This is a genomic window from Actinomyces oricola, from assembly GCF_004104015.1.
Lineage (GTDB): Bacteria > Actinomycetota > Actinomycetes > Actinomycetales > Actinomycetaceae > Actinomyces > Actinomyces oricola.
This window is the reverse complement of sequence record NZ_RYFV01000028.1, coordinates 1-26,235: the sequence shown is the minus strand read 5'-3', so window position 1 is coordinate 26,235 and position 26,235 is coordinate 1. Positions and strand designations below refer to the sequence as shown.

The window sequence follows — 26,235 nt, the reverse complement described above, 5'->3', positions numbered from 1 at the left end:
GTGGCGCGATGCGGACCCTGCTGGCGGCGCAATCACGGTCCGGAGGCCATGCGAAGGCTGCGCCCGCGGCTGGTCGCCCTTGGTCGCAGGCTCAGTCCTGCACGCTCCCGACCTCCTGGCCTGCCAGGAGGCGGTCGCAGAATGTGGTGATGATGTGGGGCAAGCGCGGATCTGCGGGTGGTGGGGCGTCGTGTGTGCGGGCATAGTCCCGGATCGACTCAACGGTCCCGGTGACAAGACCTTGCGCGTCGTTGGTGCCTAGGCCCCAGGATTCCGCCTCGGCGACCAGGTGCTCGCATGTGAGTGCCGCGTGGCGGTACTCGCCGGCCACGGCCAGCGCCATCTCTCCGTCGCCCGCCCGGTGCGCCATGGGCACAATGTCATACGCCGGGGCAGGTCGCGGCTGGCGACCTGAGGGGTGGAGGATTGAGAGGTTCTTGGTGTGCATGTCCAGGTTCCCCACGGCGACCGACAGGGTCACCATGCGAGTCAGCCATCTCAGCGACTCCTCGGCGTCCGGCAGGCGGGCCGCCAGTGCCTGCGCCACCCGGGCGCAAGAGACGCGCCCGCCAATGCGCTGGTACTTCTGGTCGCCCACGACCCCCAGCACCTGGCTGAGGTCCTCCTGGTGGACGCGCCCAGGCGGGGTGCCCTGCGTGCGGTCGTAGCGCTCGATGACCAGGGCGTCGACGTCCGCGAACGACTCGATCCATGTTCGGTGCTCGGCCAGCCCCAAGTGCCGGGCGACCAAGGAGCCGTAGGCCTCGTCGCCGATCAGCGTGGGCAGTAGTGAGGAGCCTGGCTTGAGCAGGTGGGTCGATGGGTAGCCGTCCAGGGCCCGGTGCCAGAGCCCGTCCTGGAGCGTCAGGACGATCTTGTCCTGAACGCCGCCCAAGGACGTTCTGCCGTGCACGTCAGCGTTGCCCAAGGGGGAGTCCTGGACGGTACGCAGCAGGTTGGCCACTCCGTGTACAGACAGCGGCTGAAGGCGGGGCGTGCGAGGCTCGCCGGGGGCCTCAGGGTCCCAGATCTGCGGTGCACCGGCCAGGTCCCTCCCATAGCGCCGCAGGAGGCCAATGGTGTCGTGAACCGGCAGCCCAGCCTCGGCGGCGAGCCGGCTGAGCATGCGCCCTTCGGGCAGGAGCCCGGCGAACCATGCCTGGCGCCGCGCTCGCCCAGAACGACGGGGCGCCAGTGTCAGGGGGATGTCCACGGACAGTGCCGTCGACTCCAGGCCGAATCGCTCGATACCCTCGTGCGCTGCATGAAAGTCGAAGGTGCGCCACTCGCCCCGGAGTGTGCCGACCAGGGTTCCGTCCAGCTCAACGCGCAGGTCACTCATCGAAGAGCCTGTCATCGATGGTCAGGGTGGCGGTCAGGCGCATGTCGGTGGCGCGCATGAAGGCGAAGAGTCGGTCGGTGTACAGGGACGGCTTGCCGGCCTCCATCTCCCACACGTAGCGCTGGGAGATGCCCAGCCGCTCGGCGAGCTCGCGCTGGCTCATTCCGGTGGACATGCGGGCCTGGCACAGCAGGCGTCCCAGGGTCTGCGGCGACGTCACCTCGCCGCGCACTTCCATCTGCGCCACGGTCTACCCCCTGCTCTCGACGATCATAACATCGTCACACCTGGCGCTGAGTATAAGGTAGTCGCATGGCCGGCCCATGTGAGTTGAATTCGATTCTCATCGATGTCTGGGGTGCCGCGGGTGAGCGTCATGCTTGCTGGCCTGCGCGTACTCCACCGCGACACCACCGTCGTTGACGGCGTCGACCTCGAGCTCGCCCGGGCGCCTCCACCGCCCTCGTCGGCGCCTCAGATGTCGGCAAGTCCCTGACCAGCGCCGCCTCCTACACCACGCCGCCGCACATCCTGGACGGCACGAGCCTCCGCCTCACCGTCGAGGCGCACGGTCACGCGCACGTCGTGCGGGGCCGGCCCGCTCTCGTTCCAGGCTGAGATGATGCCGCGAGCCTCGGCCGCGACGTCAGTGAGCCGAGTGGCCTGTCCAACTGCGTCCAGGGCGGGGATGGAGAACACCCACCAGGTTCCTCCGGGGTAGACCTCGCGGTGGGCGATCACCTCATAGCTGTGCGTATTGGTCTTCATCATCTGCCTACTTCCACACTCTCGGAATGCTGAGACCGGCCCGCTCCAGCTGGGTGAGGACGCCAGGCGAGATATAGCGGTGTCCGGTTGGCACGACGATCGCGCGCGGCCGTACGAGGGAGGCCTAGGCCCGTCCCGTGCGTTGTGCCAGCCGTGGTGGTGGTTGCCCTCAACCTTGCCTTGGGTGTCTGAGAGGACCTGCTGGTACCAGAACCTGTCATATGACCTGCCGTACAGGCGGGCTGGGGCGCTGTTAGGCTGCCAATTCAATGGTAGGTCCTGACCAGAGAGGTTGCCATGGATCCCCTGATCGTTGTTATTCCTGGTATCGGCGGAAGTATCTTGGCCGACGACGACGGCAACACCGTCTACACAGTGGATGCCCCGACTGCTCTGACGTGCTGCCTGAATCCGGACGAACTGGACATGGCCCGCTCCCTGCACCCGGTGGGACTCATCCCCACCTTCGGCGTCTGCCACCCTCTCCTCATCACCGGCTACGACAGGATCATGGATCGTCTGACCCAGGTGCTTGGCCTGAGTCAGGCGGAGGTGGCCACGGCGCGTCCGCACGATCCTCAGCCAGTGCGGCCCGACGCATCCCTGGTGGCCTTCCCCTACGACTTCCGCCGCTCCGTGGCGCACAATGCCGAGGTCCTGGACCGGGAGATCCGTCGGCGCGCCCAGGGACGGCCGGTCGTCCTCGTGGCTCATTCCATGGGTGGGCTCGTGGCGGCGTCGTGGTGGGCCAATCTCAGTGACGGGATCGAGGTCAGGGAGATCATGACCCTGGGCACGCCCTACCGGGGGGCCACGAAGGCCCTCGAGGTCCTGGTCAATGGGGCGAGCGCGCGCGGCCTACCCCTGCCCGGCTCCTTCAACCGCGTGCTGCGGGGGTGGGACTCGGTCTTCGACCTGCTGCCCCATTGGAAGGCGGTCGAGGACGGGACGGGCCAACTCTATCCCTACCAGGTGGCCCAGGCCGTGCCCGGCTTCCAGGCCCGGGCCGAGGCGGCCTACCAGGCGAACTGTGCTCTGCACCAGGAGCTGGAGGCCAAGGCGGCCAGCACGAGCGGGAACCCCTTCAACATCTACTACACGCAGGGCATTCCCACCTTGTGCCGGGCCGTTCTGACCGGTAACCGCCTGAGGACCAAGAAGGCGGACCTGCCTGGGCTCGGCGCGAGTCGCCGCGGCGGTGACGGTACGGTGCCGATGATCTCCGTGATCCCAGATTTCCTGGAGGGGAGGCCGGACTCCTGGCACCGATTGAAGAGTAAGCACAGCGAGCTCATGGAGGAGGGTGCCGTAGACGGGCACGTCGCCGGTTATGGCATGGAGCCGCTGCCCGCTGCCATTCGGGGTGACGCAGACCGCCCTGAGGCCTACTTGAGCATCGACCTCGATGATGTGGTCCCGGCGGGGCAGCCGCAGACGGTGCGCATCGCCATTGAGGACGCCTCCGGCGAGGCGCTGGGTGCCAGCGATCTCCGGGTCTTCCTCACCTCAACGGGCGAGGTTCCCGTCGAGACCGACGGCGAGGCCTGGGTGGCGCAGACCCCGCCATTGAAGGCCGGGGTCCACCGTTTGAGGGCCACGGCCGCGGGCGTGTCCGGAGGGCTGGACCTGGAGGAGACCGTCCGGGTGGGGGTTGTGCCGTGCCCGAGCGAGTAAGGTGGGACGCCGAGCAGCACCCGACCTACCTGGCGCGCATGGTGCACGCCGGCTGGGTGCACCGTCTCCTGTCCGCGGCGGACGGTCGGCAGATGCCTGGGCCGGACTCGGGCAATGTTTCTCTCAAGTGCGAGCGGATCATAGAGCAGCTGACCCTGCTGGGCATCCGCTACGTGCGCGAGCCGGCGGACTCCGAGCGCGGGGCGCAGGACGTGCGCCCCCTGAACGAGGTGCTGTCCTGGCGACTGGCCACCTGCCTGGACATGTGCGTCACCTTCTGCTGCGCCGCCCTCGATGCGGGCGTGTACCCCATGATCCTCACCCTTAAGCGGGGCGAGCGGGAGCATCAGCAGCGGCACGCGATCGTCCTGGTGCCCGTGAATGCCTCCTGGGGCGTGGGCTGCCCGGCCCGGCTGAAGGGGGGTTTTACGCGCGAGCCCTTCCTCGACGATGACTTCCGGATTGAGGACCTTGTTACATCCGATCCTGAGCGCGCCCAGTCCTGGCTGGCGATTGACGCGCAGCAGGTGACGACCCCGCCCGGTGGATCTCCGGGCGACTGGGCAAAGGCTCTGGCCAAGGGCGCCGAGTACCTGCGGACCTGGCAGTGGGACGTGTGTGTGGACGTCGGGGGCCTGCGGGCCACCACGATGCTCGACGACGCCTCTGCACCCGAGGTCAGGGACCCTTCCGGGATTCTTCTGCCCGGATACCTCCCCCTGGCCGAGGGGGCGACGCCGTTGCAGCTGCTCCGCACACGCAGCGGGGTGGTTCCCTTCTGCCCCCGTCGGGAGCTGAACCAGCTGCGCGACTGGGCCTGTGCCACCGGTGGCACGACCGAGGACTCCAATACCGCAGGCACCGATCTGGCGGTGGCTCTGGTGACGGGCGCGGGAGGATGCGGCAAGACGAGGCTCGCGGCCGAGCTGTGTCACAACCTGAGCACTCTGGGCTGGTGCGCGGGTTTCCTGCCCGCACGGGCGGACCTGTCCGACGCCGATCTGGCCGAGTTCAGCAAACTGACCACCGAGCTGCTCATTGTGGTGGACTATGCTGAGGAGTCTCGCCAGGAGCAGCTGCGGCGCCTGCTGCGTGCCCTGGCCGCGCGCCGTTCTCCGACGCGGCTCGTCCTCACCTCCCGCGGCGCGGACGTGTGGTGGGAGCAGTTCCAGGAGAACATGGAGGAGGACGGGGTCCGCCTGGGGGCGGTGCTGCCCATGAGGCTTGAGCAGCGTCTTGATGATCCGGATGTTCCGGATGTTCCGGGGCTCCTGTACCGCCGGGCTGCCCACGCCTTCGCCAAGGCCATGGGCTCATCCGTGCCCGCGGACATGCCCTCTCCGGAGCGGGAGGGGAGAACCACCCTGGACATTGTGCTTCAGGCCTGGCTGACGGCGTTGCCGAAGCAGGAGGATGATACAAAGAAGATCGACGTCGAGAAACTGCCACCAACACGGGACAACCTGTATGACAGGGTGTTGGAGGTGGAGTTCGGGCGGTGGCGTGAGGAGGCACGGGACTCGGGTCTCACGATTATCAGTAAGGTTCATCATCGTCGGGCGGCGGCTGTCCTGACCATGCTGGCTCCGGCCCCCGACGCCGAGGCGGTCGACGAGGTTCTCTCCCGGCTGCCGGAGTGGAGCAACGAGCACCTCCTACGGAGCCGCTACGCCGAGCTCCTGGAGGAGACGTTGCTGCGCGGTGCCGGGGACGGCGGTGTGGTCCTCCAGCCGGATCCGGTGGCGGAGCACCTGGTCCTCCAGGTCTGCAGAAAGGCACCAGAGCTGCTTGATGAGGTGCTGCCTCAGGACCCGTTGACGGTGCCGGGCCTTGAGGATCCCGAGGCCGATGACTTGGTGGTTGCTCGGGCGCTGGCGCTGGGGGAGCAGGCGGAGCGGTGCTGCGGCGTCATTACCCGGGCTGCGGACCTCGACCAGGAACGAGCACTGAGCCTGGCCAGGCGAGTCCTGGCCGCACGCCCTCATCTGTGGCGTGCGGCTCTGCGTGTTTCCCTGGCTCGAGGAGGACCTTTTGCGCGGGCTCTGGAGGAACTCGTCACTAGCGGAGCCGACCTACCTCTGGCAGAGATTCATGAAGCCATTCCCTTGGGGCACAGCTGGCTGAGAGGCCTGGGTGTGGCAGTGGCACGACGGCTGGAGACCTTGGCAGGAGACGAACCTGCGCAACGAGCTCAGGCGCTGAATAATCTCGCTAACCGTCTGTCGGAGGCTGGGCGTCGAGATGAGGCACTCGAGACTGCCCAACAGGTTGCGGGCCTCTATCAGAAGCTTGCCGAGGCCAATGAGGCCGCTTACACCCCTGACCTTGCCATGTCCCTGAGCAATCTCGCCATCCGTCTGTCAGAGGCTGGGCGTCGGAATGAGGCGCTCGAGACTGCCCAGGAGGCTGTCGACCTGCGTCGGGCCCTGGCCGAGGCCAATGAGGTTGCCTACACCCCCGACCTCACCATGTCCCTGAACAACCTCGCCACTTTCCTGGCGGAGGCTGGGCGTCGGGATGAGGCGCTCGAAGTTGCCCAACAGGCTACGGGTCTCTATCAGAAACTTGCTGAGGCCAATGCGGATGCCTACACCCCTGACCTCGCCGTCTCCCTGAACAACCTAGCGGGCCATCTGGCGGAGGCTGGGCGTCGGGATGAGGCGCTTCAGGCTGCCCAACAGGCTAAGAGCCTTTATCAGAAACTTGCCGGAGCCAATGAGGCCGCTTACACTCCTAACCTCGCTGCCTCCCTGAACAACCTAGCGGGCCATCTGGCGGAGGCTGGGCGTCGGGATGAGGCGCTTCAGGCTGCCCAACAGGCTAAGAGCCTTTATCAGAAGCTGGCTGAGGCCAATGCGGATGCCTACACCCCTGACCTCGCCATGTCCCTGAACAATCTCGCCATCCGCCTGGCGGAGGCTGGGCGCTGGGATGAGGCGCTCCAGGCCGCTCAGGAGGCTGTCGATCTGCGTCGGGCCCTGGCCGAGGCCAATGCGGATGCCTACACCCCCGACCTCGCCGTCTCCCTGAACAATCTCGCCAACCGCCTGTCGGAGGCTGGGCGCTGGGACGAGGCGCTCCAGGCCGCTCAGGAGGCTACCAGTATCTATCGGAACCTGGCCCGGGACAATGAGGCCGCCTATACCCCTGATCTCGCTATGTCCCTGAGTAATCTTGGTAACTGTCTGTCGAGAGTTGGGAGTTGGGGTGAGGCGCTGCAGGCCGCTCAGGAGGCTGTCGATCTGCGTCGGGCCCTGGCTGAGGCCAATGCGGATGCCTACACCCCTGATCTCGCTATGTCCCTGAACAATCTCGCCATCCGCCTGTCAGAGGTCGGGTGTCGGGATGAGGCGCTCGAAGTTGCCCAACAGGCTACGGGTCTCTATCAGAAGCTGGCTGAGGCCAATGCGGATGCCTACACCCCTGACCTCGCCATGTCCCTGAGCAACCTAGCGGGCCATCTGGTGGAGGCTGGGCGCTGGGATGAGGCGCTTCAGGCTGCCCAACAGGCTAAGGGCCTTTATCAGAAGCTGGCTGAGGCCAATGCGGATGCCTACACCCCTGACCTCGCCGCCTCCCTGAACAATCTCGCCACCTTCCTGGCGGAGGTCGGACGCTGCGAGGAGGCCCTTCGTGCTGCTCAGGAGGCTGTCGATCTGCGTTGGACCCTGGCTGAGGCCAATGCGGATGCCTACACCCCTGACCTCGCCGCCTCCCTGAACAACCTCGCCATCCGCCTGTCAGAGGTCGGGCGTCGGGATGAGGCGCTCCAGGCCGCTCAGAAGGCTGTAGATCTTTATCAGCGTCTCGCGGAGGTTAATGCGGCTGCCTACACCCCCGACCTTGCCATGTCCCTGAGCAACCTCGCGAGCCGTCTGGCGGAGGCTGGGCGTCGGGCTGAGGCGCTCGAGACTGCCCAGGAGGCTGTCATCCTGCGTCGGGCCCTGGCCGAGGCCAATGCGGATGCCTACACCCCCGACCTCGCCGGATCCTTGAACAACCTCGCCAATCGCCTGGCGAAAATTGATCGCTACGATGAGGCGCTCCAGGCCGCTCAGGAGGCTGTAGATCTTTATCAGCGTCTCGCGGAGGTTAATGCGGCTGCCTACACCCCTGACCTTGCCATGTCCCTGAGCAACCTCGCGAGCCGTCTGGCGGAGGCTGGGCGTCGGGATGAGGCGCTGCAGGTCGCCCAGGAGGCTGTCGACCTGCGTCGGGCCCTGGCCGAGGCCAATGCGGATGCCTACACCCCCGACCTCGCAACCTCCCTGAACAATCTCGCAGGCCGTCTGGCGGAGGCTGGGCGCTGGGATGAGGCGCTGCAGGTCGCCCAGGAGGCTGTCGACCTGCGTCGGGCCCTGGCCGAGGCCAATGCGGCTGCCTACATCTCGGACCTTGTCATGTCCCTGAATAACCTCGCCATCTGCCTGTCGGAGGCTGGGCGCCACGATGAGGTCCTGGAAGTCTTCACCACGAACACAGAGCACCTGTCGTCGGCTGCCCGAGCCTATCTCCTGCTGGCGCGAGCACGTTGGCGCGGATCCGAAGGGGCCGAAGATGTGGTAGTTGCCGCCCAGGAAGCTAATAAGGACGACGATCCTCGATTTCTTGGACCGTGCCGGCGTGAGATCGCGGCGGCCCTTCGAGAACACGGTCTCACGAATGAGGACCTTCCCATCTGGGCAGTTGTTATTGTCGACGAGTCTCTCAGGCAATGTCTGGAGACGTGGCTTAACTGTGACAGCCCAGCCGAGCAGGCGACCTACCTGGAATCAGAATGGAACTCTCCCACCCCCTCCGACTGCGAGACGCTAGACGCGCTTACTGATCTCTTTATCGATGTGCCACCGATTAGCGTGCTTCATCAGTACGTCACCCAGATCAAGAGCCATGGTATTGATGAGATCGCTTCGCTGCTGAGAAGTCAAGACCTCGCCATAACATTGACCAAAGAGTGGCTCGCCGAGCATAGGCGGAGTCGTGGAGGCCAGTACCTGCGCAACCACCCCACGCTGCTGACCGATTCCAGGCTTGCAGACCTTGTTCCACAGGCTCTGAAGAATCTCACCTCCGCCGACGAGGCCGCCACGCTCACGGCACTGCTTGACCTGGCCCGCTTGTCCGATCCGGAGATCGCCTACGCGGTCACGAATGCTGACGATGCTGTTGATGCCCTCGCGGATCTTCTGGGACGAGGGAAGTGGCGGGCGATCCTCGCTGCCCTGGTTCTGAACCCTTCGCTGGCTAACCATATGTCGCTTGGCGTCCTCGCTGAGGTCCTGCGTGCGGCTGCGGCCGGAGAAACCGGGAAAGCAGAGGTCCGGCTCCAAGGCGCGCGCGAGTCGGTATCGTCATTCCACATTGAGCAGCTCCGTCTCCTGCTGTCCCAGGCTCTTCTCCATGAGGACTGCCCGTCAGGTTTCTCGGATCTGCTTGACATCCTCAATCATTCCTCGCGTGCGTCCTCATCATGAGATTAACCGTCGCGGATGTCACGCTCCTCAGGGATCTCAATGAACACTGCCGCCGCGGCACCGAGACGGAACGCCGATCGGCCAGGGAAGCGCGCCGCGCGTGGATCAAGAGCAAGCTCGAACAAGGAGTTCCTCTCGATGAACTCGAGATACTCTGTGACGTCGACCGTGACGAGATCCTTGCGTGGTGCGCGCCTGAAGCGCCAATTTATCCGCCGCCGCAAGTTTACATCGATCCTGCCCTCCTGCGTCGTCATCTCCCCGGCGAGCCGCAGCTGCCAAGACGGTCTGTAAACTTTATCGCTAAGTTCGAGACGAAGAAATGTCTACCTCCCGATAACCGGGCTGCCTTGGCGTTCATGGATATCGAGCTCGCGCGTGACTCGGAGGTCGTACCTAAACGCTCGCGACGAGGGACGCCGATCACCATTCTTATTATGACAGGAAGCGACAGCAACGGGAATAATTTCAATGCCGGAGTCACTCGGATCCGTGAACTCTTTCGTATCGCGAAAAGGGAGGCCGAGGCGTGCCCTAATATTACAGCGGACGAGGTGTCTCCGCATCGTCGATCCTCAATCCTTCACCTTGCCTTTCACTCGACCGGTAGTGCGGTGGAGCTGGCGGACTCCTGCGATCCCTCGAAACCCGTTCAGGTCGAAATCTCCAATCTGGCTGCCATGCTCGCAACAAAACCTGCGCCCGGTCTCCTCGTTCTCGCCGGGTGCAACTCAACTTCAATCGCCGCGCACCTTGGCAGCTGGTCGTCGGCAATTGTGTTCTGGCCCGGGGAGGTAAGTGACCTCGATGTCTCGCGATACTGCCACAGTCTTTACAGGTCGCTGCTCCAGGACAAGAAACTGGAAGATGCTCACCGGGCTGGATTAGCGGCCCTTGGCAGTGTCCCCCAAGGGCGGTACCCAAGGTGCGCCGGTGACATGGGCTGGACTCTCGCGCAGGGCTTCCTGTGATCGGAACGGCGCGGCGCGATCAGGTGGCATGGACGGATCAAGTCTCAGCGCGCGATGTGGGTGCATGGTCAGCACCACCTGGACATGGTCCTGGTCACCGCCGTGGGCGTCTTCCTCTTCGTGTGCGGCCCGCGCTGCCCGGAGCCGACGCGGGCGGAACATGGCGTAGTGCCGTCGTCCGCACGCCCGTCAACGCAACTGGGCCCGGCCCTGGTCGCCGTCGGACCGTCCCGCCGAACCTGCCCGAGCCCATCACCTCCCGACTGCCCGGATCCACCTGGCCGACCAGACAATCACCGCTGGCCCCCCACTCACATCCCAAGCCCAGGCCATCCTCAACACCCTCAACCTCGACCCCGAGACCTGGCGCCCGAGACGGGCACTGAAATGTCGAAACTCGGGCCGGAGGCTGCGGCACCGGGCCGCCGTGACTCAGCATGATTCAGCTCATACGGGCGCCTCAGTGGATATGAGTTCCCTGTGCCGGCGCAGGATCACCACCGTGGCGATCACCTCCAGGAGCGGCACCACCAGCGCCAGCGACGCCAGCGGCGAACCCGGGGTGATGGCACCGGAGAACCCGGCGTAGTCCCACATGGCGTGCGCCACGATGAGCCAGGCGATGCGCCGGGTGTAGAGGTACATCACGGCATAGGCCAAACCGGCCACGAAGGTAGACATGAGCTGCCGGAAGGTGTCAACGGCCGTTTGCCCGCCCAGAACATTGACGGCGTGAAGCACGGAGAAGATTGCTGCGCTGACCACTATGGCGCGCCTGGGCGAGGTGGTTCGCAGAAGAGATGAAAGCACGACCTTGCGGTAGATCAGCTCCTCGCCCAGGCCGACGGCGATGGCCAGCAGGAGCGGTGCGACAAAGGCCCAACTGGTCTGGGCCCGCGTGGCCAGAGCGTAGAGCGTCATCGCTCCTGAGGGAACCATGGGCAGCAGCATGATCCGCCAGCCCGAAGGGGCCGCGTCCGGCAGGGTCGGGCGCTGTGACCGGCAGTACGCAGCGCTGGCTGCCGCCAACAATGCCACTCCTAATACGGCGCCCTGGATGAACTCCGCACTTCCATAGCCGGCGCCCCGGATATGGTGCAGATAGGCGAAGATCGCGCCCATGGCGGCCGTATAGAACAACGGAGCAACGATATGCGGTTTCATAGAGTCTCTCGAATATGCGATCAGTAAGACCAATCGGTACGAGGCGCCCGTGAGGGCGCCAGAATGACGCGGGCATCTTACTGGTTTCCCAAATTCGCGACCCCGCCGTGGACTGTGGCCTTACGCACCGCCCTCACCCGCGGGTCGCGCCGCCTGCACGGCGGTGGGCCACAAGACCCAAACAGGCCAAGGAGTCGGCCGCGGGCCACGCCGCCCGCACGGCGGTGGGCTGCCTTCTCGCCGTCGATCGCGGCCCTGGCCGTCTGTGCCCTGTGGCCCTGTGCGTTCTCTCCCACCGTTCTCTCCCGCGACCCGCCGCCCCTGCGCACGCTCCGTCTTTGTGTCGAACCCGACACCCGTCGCGGAGCCTGACAGCCTCGCCTACAGGTTCGGCGGTAAGCGCCGAGTCCGGTGCCGGCGGAACGCGGGAAGGATGCGCGACGACGCAGGGGGAGGTGCACGGGAGGAGGAGTTGGAGGCAGGCCCGAGCCCCCGTTACAGTGCGTACATGACAATCGTTCTCGATTCCTTGCGGGTGGTCAGCGCCGGGCACGTCCTTGTCGACGATGTCAACCTCATTGTGGAGCCCGCCAGCCGCACCGCTCTGGTGGGCGCCAGCGGGGCCGGGAAGTCCCTGACCTGCAAGGCCCTGGCCGGCATCCTGCCGCCAGACCTGAGCGTAACTGGGAGTCTGACCGTCTCCAGCGTGCCGGGACGCGACCTTCTGCCCCTGCCCGCCCCCCAGCGTCCAGGTGACACTCGCATTGCCCTGGTCGCCCAGGACAGCGCCACCGCCCTCCACCCCCTGATCCCCATTGACCGGCAGGTCAGGGCCGCCGCACGGGCCAGCGGGGACGACCCCCGGGAGGCCCGGGTGCGCGCCACCGACCTGCTCTTCGCCGTCGGCCTGGACTCAGATTCCCTGCACGGGCGCGTCCCCGGCCGCCTGTCCGGGGGCCAGCGCCAGCGCGCCGCCCTGGCCCTGGCCCTGGCCTGCCGCCCCGCCCTGCTCATCGCCGATGAGCCGACCACCGCTCTGGATGTGGTTGCCCGCGCGGAGATCCTGGCCCTGCTGACGGACCTGACCGCCATCCCCCACGCCCCCGCCCTCCTGCTCATCACCCACGACCTGCCCGCCGCCGCCACCTGCGAGCAGGTGGTTGTCCTCAGCGCCGGGCGCGTCATCGAGACCGGTCCGGCCGCCGTCGTCCTGAGTGCTCCCCAGCACCCTGTCACCCGGGCCATGTGCCGGGCCGCCCGCGAGGAGACCCTGGCCGGGGCCCGGGCCGCCATGAAGGCCGCCGCATGAGCCGGGGCTCCTCCACCCTCCAGGTGCGGGGCCTGTCCCGCTCCCACCTCGAGGGCCGGGCCTGGCGCCGCGTCCTGCACGGCGTTGACCTGCGCGTCACTATCGGGGAGTCCCTGGCGATCCTGGGACGCTCAGGCTGCGGCAAGACCACGCTCTTGCGCGCCCTGACCCTGCTGGATCGACCCGGGCCCGCCGACACCGGTGAGATCGCCCTGGACGGCGCCCCCGTGCGCCGAGCCGGCACCCGAGCGCTTCGCCCTTACCGCCGCGCCGTTCAGTACGTCCCCCAGGACCCCGCCGCCAGCCTCGACCCGCGCCGCCCCGTCCTGGCCCAGGTCGCCCGCCCCCTGGCCACCCTGGGCGTGGCCGGAGCCAGGGAGGATCACGAGGCCATGGCGGCCGACATCCTGGAGTCCCTGGAACTGCCCCGCGACCTGTGGTCCCGTCGCCCCCACGAGATCTCCGGCGGCCAGGCCCAGCGCGTGGCCCTGGCGCGGGCACTGGCCCCCGCCCGCGCTTCTTGCTCCTGGACGAGCCCGTCTCCGGCCTCGACCCCTCCCTGCGCCGCCAGGTCCTCGACCTCCTGGTGACCGCCGAAGCCCTCCACGGCGCCGACCGGCCCGGCATTGTTCTTGTCTCCCACGACCTGGCCGCCGTCGCCCGCGTCTGCGAGCGCTGCCTGGTCATGGATCAGGGCGTCGTAGTTGAGGACGCCCCCACCGGCATGCTCCTGGAGGCCCCCACCCACCCGGCCGCACGGGCCCTGCGCGACGCCGTCCCCCACATGCCCGCCCCCGCCTAACCCGCGCCCCTCTCGCCACCCCACATCCGCCCCGCCCCCGAGCCCGCCGGGAGCCCCGGCCCCAGGCGGGCCCGTGGCGCCACCCTGTAAGGAAGGAATCCACATGACCCCCTTGACCCCCACTCGACGGCAGCTTCTCGCCCTGCTGGGCGTTGGCTCCGTCGCCGCCGTCGCCGCCTGCGCCGGCGGGAAGGGCTCAACCAGCACCGACGGGCGCATTCGCCTGGCCATGCTCCAGCCGCCCCGCTCGGGCCTGAATCCCCTGTCCGACGACGCCTTCAAGCTGTCCCGCTGGTCGTGCGGCGAGACCCTGGTCACCCTCGATGCTGAGGGCAACGCCTTGGCGGCGCTGGCCACCGAATGGGAGCGTGTGGACGAGCTCACCTGGCGCTTCACCATCCGCCCCGGCGTTACCTTCCACGACGGCACCGCCCTGAGCGCCCAGAGCGTCGCCGACGCCTTGACCTTCGCCGCCGGCTACTCCACACCTCCACGCATCCTCGACGGGGTCGAGCTCAAGGCCAGTGCCGAGGGTGAGAGCGTCGTTATTACGACCGGCACCCCCGACCCCCTGGTCCCTCAGCGCCTGTCCAGCCCCCAACTGACCATCCTCGCCCCCGCCGCCTACCCGCAGGACGCCAATGGTGCCGTGAACCCCGTGGGCTACGGCACCGGCCCCTTCAAGCTGACCGCGGTCGACGGCACCGCCGCCGCCACCTTGGAGCGCTACGACGACTACTGGGGGGACAAGGCGATGGCCCCCGGCATTGACGTCACCTTCGTGCCCGACGGCACCGCCCGCGGCGCCGCCCTGCGCACCGGCACCGCCGACATTGTCGAGGCCGTCCCCGTCTCCCAGGTCGCCACCCTCGACGCCGCCCTCCTCCACGAGGTGCCCATGCCACGCACCGCCACCCTCTACCTCAATACCTCTAAGGGCGCCTTCGCTGATCCCGCGGTGCGCGCCGCCGCCCGCAACGCCGTCGACCCCCAAGCCCTGGTGGAGACCGTCTACGAGGGGCACGCCGACGTCGCCGCCGGGCTGCTGGGCCCCGCCCTGCCCTGGGCCGGTGAGCTGCGGGCCTGGGGCCAGGAGCCCTACGCCGGGGCCGACGGGGTTGCCGCCAGCGGTTCGGTGCCCGGCGCCACCACCACCGGGAGTGTTCCGGCGGGCACCACTGTGACGCTGGGCTCCTACACCGATCGCCCCGAGTTGGCCGAGATTGTTGTGCTCCTCGCCCAGCAGCTCCAGGCGGCCGGCTTCACCGTTACTCAGGACGTGCGCGAGTACGCCCAGATTGAGGCCGACGCCCTGGCCGGCAGCTTCGACGCCTTCCTGTTGTCGCGCGCCACCGTCCTGGACTCCGGGGACCCGGTGGCCTATATGGTCTCCGACTTCTCCTCCACCGGTTCTTTCTCCCTGTCCTTCCTGAAGGACACCGCCGTAGACGACGCCCTGGCCGCCGCCGGGGCCCTGGAGGCCGGGGCGGAGCGGCGCCAGGCCACCATGGCCGCCGAGCAGCTCATCCTGGCCTCAGGTGCTGCCGTGCCGCTGCTGCACGAGCGCGTCCTCCAGGGCGAGGCCGCCACCGTCACCGGGGCTGAACGCGACCCCCGTGAGCGGGCCCTCATTACCGCCGCCACCAAGGTCGGGGCCTGAGCATGAGCCATGCTCCGCAGGAAGGGGAGGCAGCGCGCACAGTCGGTCGGCCGGCCACAGGGTCGCCCGACCCGGCTGTGACGCCGGCCGGCCCGGCTGTGGTCTCGACCGGCCCGGCTGTGACGCCGGCTGTGGTCTCGGCCGGTCCGGCCCGGGCGGCGGCCGGCCCTACCGGCCCTGTCACGGCGCCGACCGATCCGGTTAACCCCGCCGGCTCGCGGCCCGCGCCTGGACGCGCCCTCCTGCTGGGCCTGGTCGGCCGTGGGGACCAACTGGTGCCCGCTCTCTCCCGGATAGTCGCCGTGGTCGGGCTGGTGGGGTTGATCGCCCTCCTGCCCTGGCTCTCCGGGCGCGACCCGGCCCTGACCATCCTGCGGGCCACCTCCGCCGAGCGGGAGGCCACCCCCGAGGTGCTGGAGGCCATCCGCGAGCGCCTGGGCCTGAGCGGCGGCCCGGCGGGCGTCATTGGCCACTGGCTCTCCGGTTTCCTCCACGGGGACCTGGGCACCTCCTGGATCTCCGGGGGGCCGGTGGGGCCGGGCACCCTGGAGGCCTTCGGCGTATCCCTGACCCTCATGGCCGCAGCCCTGGCCGTGGCCCTGGGCGTCGCCGTCATCCTGAGCGCGCCGGCCCTGAGAAACGGCCTGCGCGGGGCGCCTCGTGCAGGCGGTGGGGCAACGTCGGCGGCGCTCACCTCCCTGCCCGAGTACCTGCTGGCCCCCGTCCTGCTGCTCGTCCTCTCGGTTTATGCGGGGCTCCTGCCGCCCTACGGGTGGGGCGGACCGGAGCAGATCATCCTGCCGGCCCTGGCCCTGGGGCTGCCCGGGGGAGGACTGCTGGGCGGCCTGGTCTCCGATGCCATCACCGCCGCCTTCCACGAGCGGTGGGTTGCCAGCTGGATGACGGCAGGGATTGGCGGCGCCCGCCTGGCCTCGGCCGTCCTGCGTCGGGCTCTGGCGCCCCTGACCGGCCAGCTGGCCCTGGTCGTCGTCGGGCTCACCGGTGGGGCGGTGGCCGTGGAGAAGGTCTTCGCCATCCCCGGGATTGGGCGGGCACTGCTGGGATCGGCCACCGCCCAGGACATTCCCGCCCTCCAGGCCGGCATTCTGCTCCTGCTGGCCCTGGCCCTGGCCGCCGGCCTCATCGCTCAGGTGGTCAGGAGGGTCATGCTGGGCAGTGCCATAGGCGCCGGGGCGCTGAGCGGGGCCGCCCCTACGAGCAAGGGCGGCCGGGCGGCCAGGCTCGTGGCCGCCGGCGGAGCCGTGGCGCTGGCGGGCATGGTGCTGGCCGGCTTCAGCCGCGACCCCTACTCCGTGGTCGGCCAGCGCCTGGCGCGCCCCAGTCTCTCCCTGCCCCTGGGCGCCGACGCCCTGGGGCGCGACGTCCTGGCCCGCGTCGCCCACGGCGCCCTGTCCACGGCCGCCTCCGCCCTGGCCGTCACCGCGGTCTGCCTGCTCCTCGCCCTGCTGCTCGGACTGGTGCCGCGCGCCTCCACCGGGTTCGTGGAGGTCGCCAATGCCGCCCCACCAGTACTGGCCGGCCTCATAGTCGCCGCCATCACCGGGCCCAGTGCCGGGGGAGCCGCACTGGCGGTGGCCTGCGTGGGTTGGGCGCCGCTGGCCGCCCACGCCGCCTCCCTCGTGGAGGAGACCCGCCAGCGCCCCGACGTGGTCCTGGCCCCCGTCCTGGGGGAGGGGAGGGTGCGCATCACCCTGACCCGCGTCATCCCCGCCGTCCTGCCGGCCCTGGTGCGCCACGCGGCCCTGCGCCTGCCCGGCATTGCCCTGGCCCTGGCCGGCCTGGGATTCTTGGGGCTCGGCGCCCAGGCGCCCACCCCCGAGTGGGGGCTCGTCCTGGCCGAGGCGCTGCCCTACATTGAGCGCGCTCCGTGGGCGGTGGCGACGCCGGCCGGGGCTCTCGTGCTGCTGTCGGTCACGGCGGTGGCCGCCTCGCGCTCGGGCCGGTCCTGAAAGCCGGCCCCCAAGAGGCGCTCGGGACGGCCGCTGGGGCGCTTTCGTTCTCGTCGATCACGAGCCGGCCCCCAAGAGGCTCTCGGGGCGGCCCGCGGCACGACGCGCTCCCGGACCTCTTCGCGCCGGGCGGCGGTGGGGCCCATGGCCCCGCTCTGAGGTTACTTCGACCCGGTCCTTGGCGGTGTTGCACATTCTTCTTGCGCCGGCCTGTGGGGGATCGTTGGTATTTCAACGATCCCTCGTCGCAGGGGGTCGGTTCGGCAAGGATGAATGTGCAATGGCGTACCCGTTCGCACATTCATCCCGTTCCCGGGCCCCCGGATCCCGAGCAGATCCGCAGGATTCCGCGGCTCCCCACTCCTTGAGGGAAGAAAGAATGTGCAATGAGGCTTCTCGTCGGGGTTGGGCGGGTCGGTACTGGGGTGGAGGGGGTCAGGGCGGTGATGGTTTTGGTGATGGCGGCCGGGGCCGGGGCGACTCGGGGCAGGGCTTTGACGCCACTCACTCCAGAGCGCGAGAACGCCGCAGGAGCGGCGAGCCTGTGAACGCCGTCGGTTCGAGCGATCGCACCCGGGTGGCGGGCCAGCGCCACGCTCGTGAGCGTATGCGGCCCGGGGGCTCGCTCATCTAGGGTGGGATCGTGAATGAGTCCGCCGTCGCCCCCTGGGACTCCGCCCACTACCTGCGCGCCATTCTGCGCGCTCCCGTCTACGAGGTCGCCGAGCACACTCCGCTCCAGCGCATGCCCGCCCTCTCCGAGCGCCTGGGCTGCACGGTGGAGGTCAAGCGTGAGGACCTTCAGCCGGTTCATTCCTTCAAGATCCGCGGCGCCTACTCCTGCATGCGCGCCCTGGGGGAGGAGGAGCGGGCCCGTGGCGTGATCACCGCTTCCGCCGGCAACCACGCCCAGGGGGTGGCGCGTTCCGCCGCCCATCTGGGCATGAAGGCCCTCATTGTCATGCCCACCGTCACCCCCGGCATTAAGGTCGACGCCGTGCGCGCCCTGGGCGCCCAGGTGCTGCTCAGCGGGGACAACTTCGACGCCGCCAAAGCCGAGGCTATTAGTCTGGCCGACGCCCAGGGCCTGACCTATGTCGCCCCCTTCGATGACCCCTGGGTCATCGCCGGCCAGGGCACCATTGGTCTGGAGCTCATCCAACAGGACACGGGTCTTGACCGCGTCTTCGTCCCCGTGGGCGGAGGCGGCCTGGCCGCCGGTATTGCCGTCCTCATTAAGCAGCTCATGCCCGAGGTGCAAGTCATTGGCGTCGAGCACGAGGAATCCGCCTGCTTGCGCGCTGCCCTGGACGCCGGGGGACCGGTGACCCTGGAGCATGTGGGGCTTTTCGTTGAGGGCGTAGCCGTGCGGCGCGTGGGGGAGGAGACCTTCCGCCTGTGCTCCGAACTCCTGGACGACGTCATGACCGTCTCCTCCGACGAGGTTTCCGCCGCCGTCAAGGACCTCTTCGAGGACCTGCGCGCCATCTCCGAGCCTTCTGGTGCCCTGGCCCTGGCCGGCCTCAAGCGCTATGCCGCTCACCGGGGGCTGCGCTCGGAGCGGCTGGCCTGCGTGCTCTCCGGCGCCAATCTCAACTTCCACCAGCTGCGCTACATTTCTGAGCGCGCCGAAATCGGCGAGCAGCGTGAAGCGATTCTAGGGGTGACTATTCCCGAGGTGCAGGGCGCCTTCTTGCGCTTCGCCTCCGTGCTGGGCGGGCGGGCGGTCACCGAGTTCAATTACCGCCTGGCCGAGGCCGGCGCCGGGGAACCGGCGCGCATCTTTGTCGGCGTGCGCCTGACCCAGGGGCGGGCCGAGCGCGGAGAGATCGTGGCCGACCTGGAGGCGGCCGGCTACGGCGTTGTTGATCTGACCGACGATGAGCTCGCCAAGGTCCATGTGCGTTCCATGGTCGGTGGGCGCGCTCCGCACGGCCTGCGCGAGCGGCTTTTCTCCTTCGAGTTCCCCGAGTCACCTGGGGCGCTGGTCCACTTCCTGGAGATCCTGGGCACCCGCTGGAACATTACCCTCTTCCACTACCGCACCGACGGCGCCGACTATGGGCGCATCCTGTGCGCCTTTGAAGCTGACCGGGATGACGCCGAACTGGTGGAGCACATGGACCGGCTCGGCTACGTCTACAAGGAGGAGACCGACGACCCCTCTGCACAGTTCTTCCTGGCGCACTAGCCCGCCCCTGCCGGGCCCGGGGCTCGCCCGTGCGGACTAGCGAGGACGGGTCGGTGAAGCAGCCCGCCCCTGCCGGGCGCGGGGCCCGCCTCGGCCGGGCTTTCGGCGGGGGAAAGGCGCCGCCACCGTTCGTGTCCCGAGGTGTCGCGGTGTCGAGCCGGGGTGAGCGTGGCGGGAGGGTGGTGTCTCACTAGCACATCGCGGGACTTTCGTCCTAGAGTGGTTGGTGACTCAACCATTCTTTGTTCAGGAGAGAACCATGACCCGTCTTGCCGTCGTCCTCGGCTCCATCCGCCCCAACCGCGTCGGAGCGGCCATCGCCCAGTGGGTGGTCGACAAGGCCAGCACTGTTGAGGGCGTCCAGGCTGAGCTCGTCGACTTGGCCTCCTTCGACCTGCCCCTCTTCGTTGAGGAGGTCCCGCCCATGATGGCCGCACCCAAGCACCCGGCGGCCGTGGCCTGGAACGAGACCATCGCCTCTTATGACGCCATTGTCGTGGTCACCCCGGAGTACAACCGCTCCGTACCCGGGGCCCTGAAGAACGCCATTGACTTCCTCGTGCCCGCGGCCCTGGCGCGCAAGGGCGTGGGGCTGGTGGGTTACTCCTACAGTGGCGGCATTCGGCCCATGGAGCACCTGCGTCAGATCCTGGCGAACTTCGACACTGATGTGGTGGCGCCCCAGGTGTCGCTGAACCTGGCCACTGACATCTCCGAGGGTGTTTTCACCCCGGCCGCCTACCACGACGGCGAGGTTCCGGCCATGGTCCAGGCCGTTGTCGCGCGCTCTGGGGCCCTGGCGCCCTTGCGCTGAGCCCGCCCGGTTTTCTGCGCCGCCGTCCCGGAGGGCTGGGAGTGGAGGCGGGCGCGCGATGAGGGTCGAGGGGCGTGTTGGAGGGCCGGCTCAGGCTAGCGCCAGCGCCCGGTAGCGGTTGACCGCTCCGGCCACATCCACTCGGCGTGGGCGCACCAGGAAAGCAGGCCTGTTGTCCAGGGCGTCCAGGCCCTCGTCGTCCAGGAGGGCGTCCAGGTCCTCCAGGCACTGGGCCAGCGTCGATGAGGCGTCGAAGCGACGCTCCAACAGTGCCCGCAACGCCAGCGCCGTCGCCTCCGCCTGCCCGGGGTCGACCACACCGGAGATGTCGCTAATGTCGATTTCCTCGCGGTCCAGAACCAGCACCTCGGTGCCCCGTGAGCGGGTGCGCACCGGGCCGCGGCGAGTGCGCGCCGGGGCCGGCAATGGCACCCGGTCCAGCACCACCGGGAAGTCCTTCAACTCGGTGTTCGCCCGCGGTTGGGCGGCCACCACCTCACGGGCCCGGGCGGTGGCGTCGTGCAGCGTGTAGTCGTCCATGAGCAGAACCAGGTCGGCCACATCCAGGTAGTCTCCCGAACCGCCCATGACCATGACTGTGGAGACCCCTCGTGAGCGCGACAGTGCCCCCACGCGGTCCACGAAAGGTGTGATTGGCTCGCGCTCGTCGGCCACGAGAGAGCGCATGCGCGAGTCGCGGATGAGCAGGTTCGTTGCCGAGGTGTCTTCGTCGAGCAGCACCATGTCGGCGCCGGCCTCCACCGCCTCGATCAGGCTTGCCGCCTGGGAGGTTGAGCCGGAGGCGTTCTTGGTGGTGAAGGAGGTCGTGTCCCGGTCGCCCGGCAGGTGTGAAATGAAAGGAGTCAAGTCCACCCCGGTCACGGCCCGGCCATCGGCGGCACGCACCTTGACGGCGTTGGGGAGTGTCGCCACCAGTTCGCGTCCGTCGCCGGGCAGGTGCGGGTAGACGCCCCGCTCAATGGCGTTGAGCAGGGTCGATTTGCCGTGGTAGCCGCCGCCCACGATCACCGTGACCCCGGTAGGGATCGCGGTGCCGCGCACCGTCCCGGCGTGCGGGAGCTCGACGGTTTCTGCTAGGGAGTCCGGGGCGGACAGGGGGACGGCGCCCGAGCGCATCGGTTCGTCACTCACGCCCGAGCGGCGCGGCAGCAGGGCGCCGTCGGCCAGGAAAGACACCCAGCCGCGCTCGCGCACCACCTCGCTCAGGGCCCGGTGATCCTCCAGGGCGTTGACGTGCGCCACCAGGTGCTCAGCCCGCTGTCCGGTCAGGTTCAGGACCTCGCCCAGCTCGCGGGTCAAGTCGCGGCTGACGATCCGCGCCGCCTCCCGACCCTGGATGGAGCGGCCCCGAGCGGGCAGGGATAAGCGGGCGCGGATCTCAATGGTCCAGCCGCCGGCGCCCCGGGGCTCCACGTCGCCGTTGGCCAGGAAAACGGCGGCTGAGCGCTCCAGGATCTCCTGGCCGGGGGCGGCGATCGACAGGGCCGTGCCGCGGAAACTGGCGTGCAGTTCGCGAATGAGGAAGTCCCCGACCGCCAGGCGCCGGTCGCGCGTGCTCAGCAGGTCGGCGTCGTCGAGGACCTCTAGTCCCGGCAGGGAGGCGGGGATCTCCAGGCGTATGCGGGTGGGGTGGGCGAAGGGATCGGGTTGGACGCGGTCAATGTGCAGCACCCAGCCGGTCGTGGCCGTGTAGTGCCCGACGATCGCCTTGTAGGCGGCGTAGGAGCGGCCGTCCAGGGCGTGAAGGTGGCCCACGAGGTCCCCCAGGGCGCCCACGCGCGGCTCGTCGTCGAACTGTCGACGCGGCCGGTAGCCGTTGTCCCGGTGACGCGCTGAGTAGCCGCCGTCGCGGGTGCGGCCGTTATTGTGGCCGCGCCCGTTGTCACGGTGCCTGGCGCCCGAGCTGTTGGAATGGTCTCGGGGGCCGCTGCGGCGGCTGTTGTCTCTGTGGTCGTTCATGGATTGATCCTGGCATACAGCCGAGCCGGGCCCGCCGTGGTTCCAGTGTGGCCTCCGCGGCCCTATCCCCGACATCCCGGCCCCGCCCCACCCGCCGGGGCGACCACCTGGTTGCGGGCCCGGCCCAGCTCAGTGAAGTCCTGCGCCCGCTGGGCGGTCGGGGTCGTTCCACCGTCGGCCGCCTTATCGGGCCTTGGAGGCTTTGCCGTGCCTGGAGGTTTTGCTGCGTGGGGTTAACCGGCCGCGGGCCGCCTCAGGCCGAGTGGGCCCCCTGGGTGAAGGCGGCCCGTACGGCCCGACTGAGCCGACTCAGGCTGGTTGACTCAATGGACCAATGGTGCCAGTACAGCTGGCGGTCCACTGGCCCCAGCCCTGGGATGACCCGCAGCCCTGCGCCGGCCGGGTCCTGTGCGGCCAGGACCATTCCCCATCCCAGTCCGCAGCGCACTGCGGCGGCGAAAGCCTCAGCGGTGGGCACCACGGCGCGCGGCGCGGGTGGGGCGAGTCCGGCGGCCGCCAGGGCCAGGTCCTGCAGATCGTCGTCGTCGTCAAAGCGGAGCACGGGCAGCTCCGCGGGTGAGGAGGCGTCCTGATGGCGCTCCAGGAGGGCGGGCGCGGCGCAGGGAAGGTAACGGATGGACCCCAGGTGCTCGACCCGGCACCCCGGGACCCGGGTTCGCGAGGAGGACACCGCCGCCATGACCTTCCCGGAGCGAAGCAGCTCGGCGGTGCGCGCCTCGTCGGCGGTGGACACGAGCAGCCGCACCTCGGGCCATGTTGTCGCCTGCTGGAGGACGCCGACGAACCAGGTGCTCAAGGAATCGGCGTTGACGGCCACAGCCAAGGGGATGCGATCGTCAACGGGTGAGCCGGGTGCGGGCTCCAGGTCCAGCTCAGCGGCGAGCTCGGAGGCCAGAAGCTGCTGCTGGCGGGCGTAGCGCAGCACCACGGCGCCCTCGTCGGTGAGACGGGAAGGCGCTCCACGGCGCACCAGCACGCGTCCCATTGAGGCCTCCAAGGCGCGCATGCGCTGGCTGACCGCCGAGGTCGACACGCCCAGAAGGCGGGCGGCGCCCTCAAAGGTGCCAGTGTCCGCAATGCCTGCGAGGGCCTGGAGGTGATCAGGGTGCATGAAGGATATCTTCATAAACTGAAGAATATCGCGCTTGGCTTCACTCGTGTGGGTGCCTAGCGTGGTCGCTATGACGAGCTCTGCGGTAATAACCCCGTTCCTGACTGGCCTGGCCGCCTGCTTCGGGCTGATTGCGGCTATTGGCGCCCAGAACGCCTGGGTGCTGCGCCAGGGGGCGCGCCGGGAGCACCTGGGGATGGTCATCGGGATCTGCGCCGCCTCCGATGCAGCGCTCATCTTTGCGGGGACGGGAGCGGTGCGCACCGTGGGCGCCCTGGCGCCCTGGGTGCTGGAGGCGCTGCGCTGGGGCGGCGTGGTCTACCTCCTGGGCTTCGCCGCCAACTCGATGCGCTCGGCCCTCCGGCCCGGCGCCCTGGAGCAGGGGGCGGTGCGGGCCGCCTCTTCGGTGGCACTGACGACGCTCGCCCTGACCTGGCTCAACCCGCACGTCTACCTCGACACCCTGCTCATGCTCGGGACAGTCACCAACAGCTTCGGGGCGGCCCGGTGGGTGGCGGCGACCGGCGCCATTACGGCCTCCGCGCTGTGGTTCACCGCGCTGGGGCTGGGTGCGCGCGCCCTATCCGGGCCATTGTCCCGCCCGGCGACATGGCGGGTGATCGACGGGGCGGTGGGCCTGGTCATGGCGGGGGTGGCGGCCGGTCTGGCGCTCGGGACCTGAGTGGCGGGCGGTTCGCCGTCCCGGCCGGCGGAGCCCGGCCGGCCTAATGCCCGGAGCCGGGACGGCCTAATGCCGGAGCCGGGACGGCCTAATGCCCGGAGCCGGGACGGCCACCTTTTAGACCGTGGTCGACGCCGGCGGCAGAACGTCCACTTGCGCGGGCAGGTTCGCCACGCCAACGGGACAGGTCACTCCGTTGGGGCCGTGATTGCAGTAGCCGCCCGGGTTCTTGGCCAGGTACCCCTGGTGGTAGTCCTCCGCCAGGTAGAAGGGGCCCCCGAACTCGGCATACAGGGCGGCGGTGTCGTCCACTGTGGTCACGCAGGAGCCCAGGCCCAGGCGCGCCAGCTCGTCGGTGAAGCCCTTCCGGATAGCCAGGGCCGCCGCGTGCTGCTCGGGGGTGGTGGTCCACACGGCCGAGCGGTACTGGGTGCCAATGTCATTGCCGTGCCGGTTGAGGCGGGTGGAGTCGTGGTTCTCCCAGAAAACACGAAGCAGGTTCTGAGTTCCGGGGCCGGCAACGGTGGGGTCGTAGGCGACGCGGACGGTCTCGGCGTGTCCGGTCTGTCCTGTGCACACCTCCTGGTAGGTGGGGTTCGGGGTGGTGCCGCCCATGTAGCCGACGGCGGTGCTCACCACGCCCGGCTGGCGCCACAGGATCCGCTCCACGCCCCAGAAACAGCCGCCCGCCAGGTAGATGACCTCGGTTCCCGCGGGCCAGGGGCCATCCAGAGGGGCGCCGAGAACAACGTGCTCGCCGGGGTGCGGCAGAAGAGAGGCCTCGCGGCCTGGAAATGTAGTGCTGCGTGTCGGGGTAGTCGTCATGGCGGTCACGCTACTGGCACTTTTCGACGACGACGTCCCTCGTTTCTCCACTTGTGAACGAGCCCGTTGTAACTAAAGGGCGACGGGCCGGGGACACGACTGCGGCTGGGGTGTCGTCGTCAGTTTTACGACTTTTGCGATTCGGGGGTGTTCGGGTCTTGTGGCCCGCACGGGGGTCGTCGGATGTATGACGAGTTCTCCACAGGTACTTTCGTAGGGGTAGTGCTGGACCACAGGGCTCGCTAGAGTGACCGCTATCACCACATTGTGGCGGTAGTTACATACCTGGTTGCCCTCTCACCCCTGGAGACACCATGGCCCCTCGACCCTGGCCGCGCAGCCCACGCACCTTTCGTGACAGGCGCGAAGATAACCCGGACACCGGCTGCGACAGTCGGGGTGCGCCACGCTACTGGTTGCGTCGAGCCGGCGCGGTGCTGCTCGCCCTATCGGTGTCCGCCCTGGGCGCTCTGGCCTGCTCCGCCGGCCAGAGCGCCGGGAGTGGGACGGCGACATTCACGGCCATTGCCGGCACCACCACCGCGACCATGAGCGAGGCGGAGGCCTCGGCCTCCGTCCAGGCCTCCCGCGACACCGCCATGGGACCCGAACTGGCCGCCCTGCGCCAAGCCGCCCTGGCCATGGAGCTGCCCACCAAGTCCTCCAATATGGACAACAACGACGCCGACGGCGCCGTCAATAGCGCCTACTATTTCATTGAACTCTACCGTTATGCTTATGTCACTGGTGATACTACCGAATTCGCCGCCATGAGCGAAGATGACTGCATCTTTTGTAACTCAGTCATAACAAATGTTACTGAAATGCATGCGGACGGGGGCTGGGCCGACCCCTGGGAACAAGACATACCCACTGCCGACTACTACCCACCCCCAGAGGGGGGCGAATACTCCAAAGTCGAACTCACGGCAAGCATGGGTGAGCACGTCTCTCACAGTGGTGATGGCACTGAAAACAGATCTCCCGCCACTCCATATTATATTCTGAGCCTCATTATGCGTTATGTCGATGGGCGTTGGATAGTCACCGAGGGCGTGGTCAAGGAGACATCATGATTGCGCGCCCCTGGATCGTCTTAACGGCCATAGCCCTTGCCGCATTGTGTCCACAAAATGCGACCGCCGTTCCCGGTGATGAAGACCTAAATTGGAATATTCAGACCAGTGGTAATGAGGCCACTTTTTCGGGGCAGTGGACTCAGACGATTCCTGCTCCTGAGGGCAGTGCCTCCCAGGGCGAGGACTCGGGCGCCTCAGTGGCATACACCGAAGAACCCACGGCCAGCCGCTACACCTGCACCAGCAGCGGACCGGACAACAAATGCCTGGGAACAGGATTCCTGCCCCACACAACCCCCGACAACACACCCACCACCACACCCGACAGCACCCCAATAACCATCACCATCCGCGACGTGGCCACCGTCATGATCAACGGCTCCGGCCTCAACCGCCAA

20 protein-coding genes are annotated in these 26,235 nt (G+C 68.3%); 13 read left to right on the top strand and 7 right to left on the bottom strand.

Features of this window, described 5'->3' with window-relative positions; translation table 11 throughout:
- Positions 1-91: 91 nt before the first annotated feature.
- From EUC46_RS10530 to EUC46_RS10520, 3 genes are all read right to left on the bottom strand, one after another.
- The gene (locus EUC46_RS10530; protein WP_164918811.1) at positions 92-1,342 is read right to left on the bottom strand and encodes a type II toxin-antitoxin system HipA family toxin; all 1,251 of its coding nucleotides are present in this window, start codon (positions 1,340-1,342) and stop codon (positions 92-94) included.
- A complete protein-coding gene (locus tag EUC46_RS10525; RefSeq protein WP_128774128.1) occupies positions 1,335-1,580 on the bottom strand; it encodes a helix-turn-helix domain-containing protein in 246 nt (81 codons plus the stop codon). Before EUC46_RS10525 ends, EUC46_RS10530 begins: the two co-directional genes overlap by 8 nt.
- Before the next feature lie 236 nt (positions 1,581-1,816).
- The gene (locus EUC46_RS10520; protein ID WP_128774116.1) at positions 1,817-2,113 is read right to left on the bottom strand and encodes a hypothetical protein; all 297 of its coding nucleotides are present in this window, start codon (positions 2,111-2,113) and stop codon (positions 1,817-1,819) included.
- A 294-nt stretch (positions 2,114-2,407) separates the two neighbouring features.
- Between EUC46_RS10520 and EUC46_RS10515 the strand changes: the two genes are divergently transcribed.
- The 3 genes from EUC46_RS10515 to EUC46_RS10505 are packed head-to-tail and all read left to right on the top strand — an operon-like array spanning position 2,408 to position 10,229.
- Entirely contained in the window at positions 2,408-3,784 is a 1,377-nt protein-coding gene (locus EUC46_RS10515; protein ID WP_128774115.1) for an alpha/beta hydrolase, read from the top strand.
- Positions 3,769-9,258 (top strand): tetratricopeptide repeat protein, encoded by a 5,490-nt coding sequence (locus EUC46_RS13330; RefSeq protein WP_128774114.1) that lies wholly within the window; start codon positions 3,769-3,771, stop codon positions 9,256-9,258. Before EUC46_RS10515 ends, EUC46_RS13330 begins: the two co-directional genes overlap by 16 nt.
- Complete coding sequence (locus EUC46_RS10505) at positions 9,255-10,229, top strand: hypothetical protein (RefSeq protein ID WP_128774113.1); 975 nt, start codon at positions 9,255-9,257, stop codon at positions 10,227-10,229. The genes EUC46_RS13330 and EUC46_RS10505 overlap by 4 nt, the downstream gene beginning before the upstream one ends.
- A 447-nt stretch (positions 10,230-10,676) precedes the next feature.
- Here EUC46_RS10505 and EUC46_RS10500 read toward each other — a convergent pair whose 3' ends face one another.
- Entirely contained in the window at positions 10,677-11,351 is a 675-nt protein-coding gene (locus EUC46_RS10500) for a CPBP family intramembrane glutamic endopeptidase (protein ID WP_164918810.1), read from the bottom strand.
- 550 nt (positions 11,352-11,901) lie between these two features.
- Between EUC46_RS10500 and EUC46_RS10495 the strand changes: the two genes are divergently transcribed.
- The 7 genes from EUC46_RS10495 to EUC46_RS10470 all read left to right on the top strand — a co-directional run bounded on the left by EUC46_RS10495 (position 11,902) and on the right by EUC46_RS10470 (position 20,139).
- On the top strand, positions 11,902-12,702 hold the full coding sequence (locus tag EUC46_RS10495) for an ATP-binding cassette domain-containing protein (protein ID WP_128774111.1): 801 nt from the start codon (positions 11,902-11,904) through the stop codon (positions 12,700-12,702).
- Positions 12,699-13,292: an ATP-binding cassette domain-containing protein gene (locus tag EUC46_RS10490; protein WP_241655532.1), complete on the top strand. Its 594-nt coding sequence runs from the start codon at positions 12,699-12,701 to the stop codon at positions 13,290-13,292. Before EUC46_RS10495 ends, EUC46_RS10490 begins: the two co-directional genes overlap by 4 nt.
- Positions 13,289-13,504, top strand: a complete 216-nt coding sequence (locus EUC46_RS13100; RefSeq protein ID WP_241655531.1) for a hypothetical protein — start codon at positions 13,289-13,291, stop codon at positions 13,502-13,504. Before EUC46_RS10490 ends, EUC46_RS13100 begins: the two co-directional genes overlap by 4 nt.
- 103 nt (positions 13,505-13,607) lie before the next feature.
- Positions 13,608-15,164 (top strand): ABC transporter substrate-binding protein, encoded by a 1,557-nt coding sequence (locus tag EUC46_RS10485; RefSeq protein WP_128774110.1) that lies wholly within the window; start codon positions 13,608-13,610, stop codon positions 15,162-15,164.
- 275 nt (positions 15,165-15,439) lie between these two features.
- Positions 15,440-17,134, top strand: coding sequence for an ABC transporter permease subunit (locus tag EUC46_RS10480; RefSeq protein WP_241655530.1), 1,695 nt, complete (start codon positions 15,440-15,442; stop codon positions 17,132-17,134).
- Between the two features lie 643 nt (positions 17,135-17,777).
- Positions 17,778-19,325, top strand: coding sequence for a threonine ammonia-lyase, biosynthetic (gene ilvA, locus EUC46_RS10475; RefSeq protein ID WP_241655529.1), 1,548 nt, complete (start codon positions 17,778-17,780; stop codon positions 19,323-19,325).
- A 259-nt stretch (positions 19,326-19,584) separates the two neighbouring features.
- Positions 19,585-20,139: an NADPH-dependent FMN reductase gene (locus tag EUC46_RS10470; protein WP_128774107.1), complete on the top strand. Its 555-nt coding sequence runs from the start codon at positions 19,585-19,587 to the stop codon at positions 20,137-20,139.
- A 90-nt stretch (positions 20,140-20,229) separates the two neighbouring features.
- Here the strand turns inward: EUC46_RS10470 and EUC46_RS10465 are convergent, their stop codons facing one another.
- Both EUC46_RS10465 and EUC46_RS10460 read right to left on the bottom strand, forming a co-directional pair.
- Positions 20,230-22,119: an ABC-ATPase domain-containing protein gene (locus tag EUC46_RS10465; RefSeq protein WP_128774106.1), complete on the bottom strand. Its 1,890-nt coding sequence runs from the start codon at positions 22,117-22,119 to the stop codon at positions 20,230-20,232.
- Between the two features lie 253 nt (positions 22,120-22,372).
- Positions 22,373-23,266, bottom strand: coding sequence for an ArgP/LysG family DNA-binding transcriptional regulator (locus EUC46_RS10460; protein ID WP_128774105.1), 894 nt, complete (start codon positions 23,264-23,266; stop codon positions 22,373-22,375).
- Positions 23,267-23,321: 55 nt separating this feature from the next.
- Here EUC46_RS10460 and EUC46_RS10455 point away from each other — a divergent pair, with 55 nt between their 5' ends.
- Positions 23,322-23,933, top strand: coding sequence for a LysE/ArgO family amino acid transporter (locus EUC46_RS10455; protein ID WP_128774104.1), 612 nt, complete (start codon positions 23,322-23,324; stop codon positions 23,931-23,933).
- A gap of 117 nt (positions 23,934-24,050) precedes the next feature.
- Here EUC46_RS10455 and msrA read toward each other — a convergent pair whose 3' ends face one another.
- Positions 24,051-24,758: a peptide-methionine (S)-S-oxide reductase MsrA gene (gene msrA, locus EUC46_RS10450; RefSeq protein ID WP_128774103.1), complete on the bottom strand. Its 708-nt coding sequence runs from the start codon at positions 24,756-24,758 to the stop codon at positions 24,051-24,053.
- A 314-nt stretch (positions 24,759-25,072) separates the two neighbouring features.
- Here msrA and EUC46_RS10445 point away from each other — a divergent pair, with 314 nt between their 5' ends.
- Both EUC46_RS10445 and EUC46_RS10440 read left to right on the top strand, forming a co-directional pair.
- On the top strand, positions 25,073-25,834 hold the full coding sequence (locus tag EUC46_RS10445; RefSeq protein WP_128774102.1) for a DUF6318 family protein: 762 nt from the start codon (positions 25,073-25,075) through the stop codon (positions 25,832-25,834).
- Positions 25,831-26,235: hypothetical protein (locus tag EUC46_RS10440; protein WP_206645972.1), on the top strand; the 405-nt coding region annotated here is incomplete at its 3' end. The genes EUC46_RS10445 and EUC46_RS10440, both read left to right, overlap by 4 nt.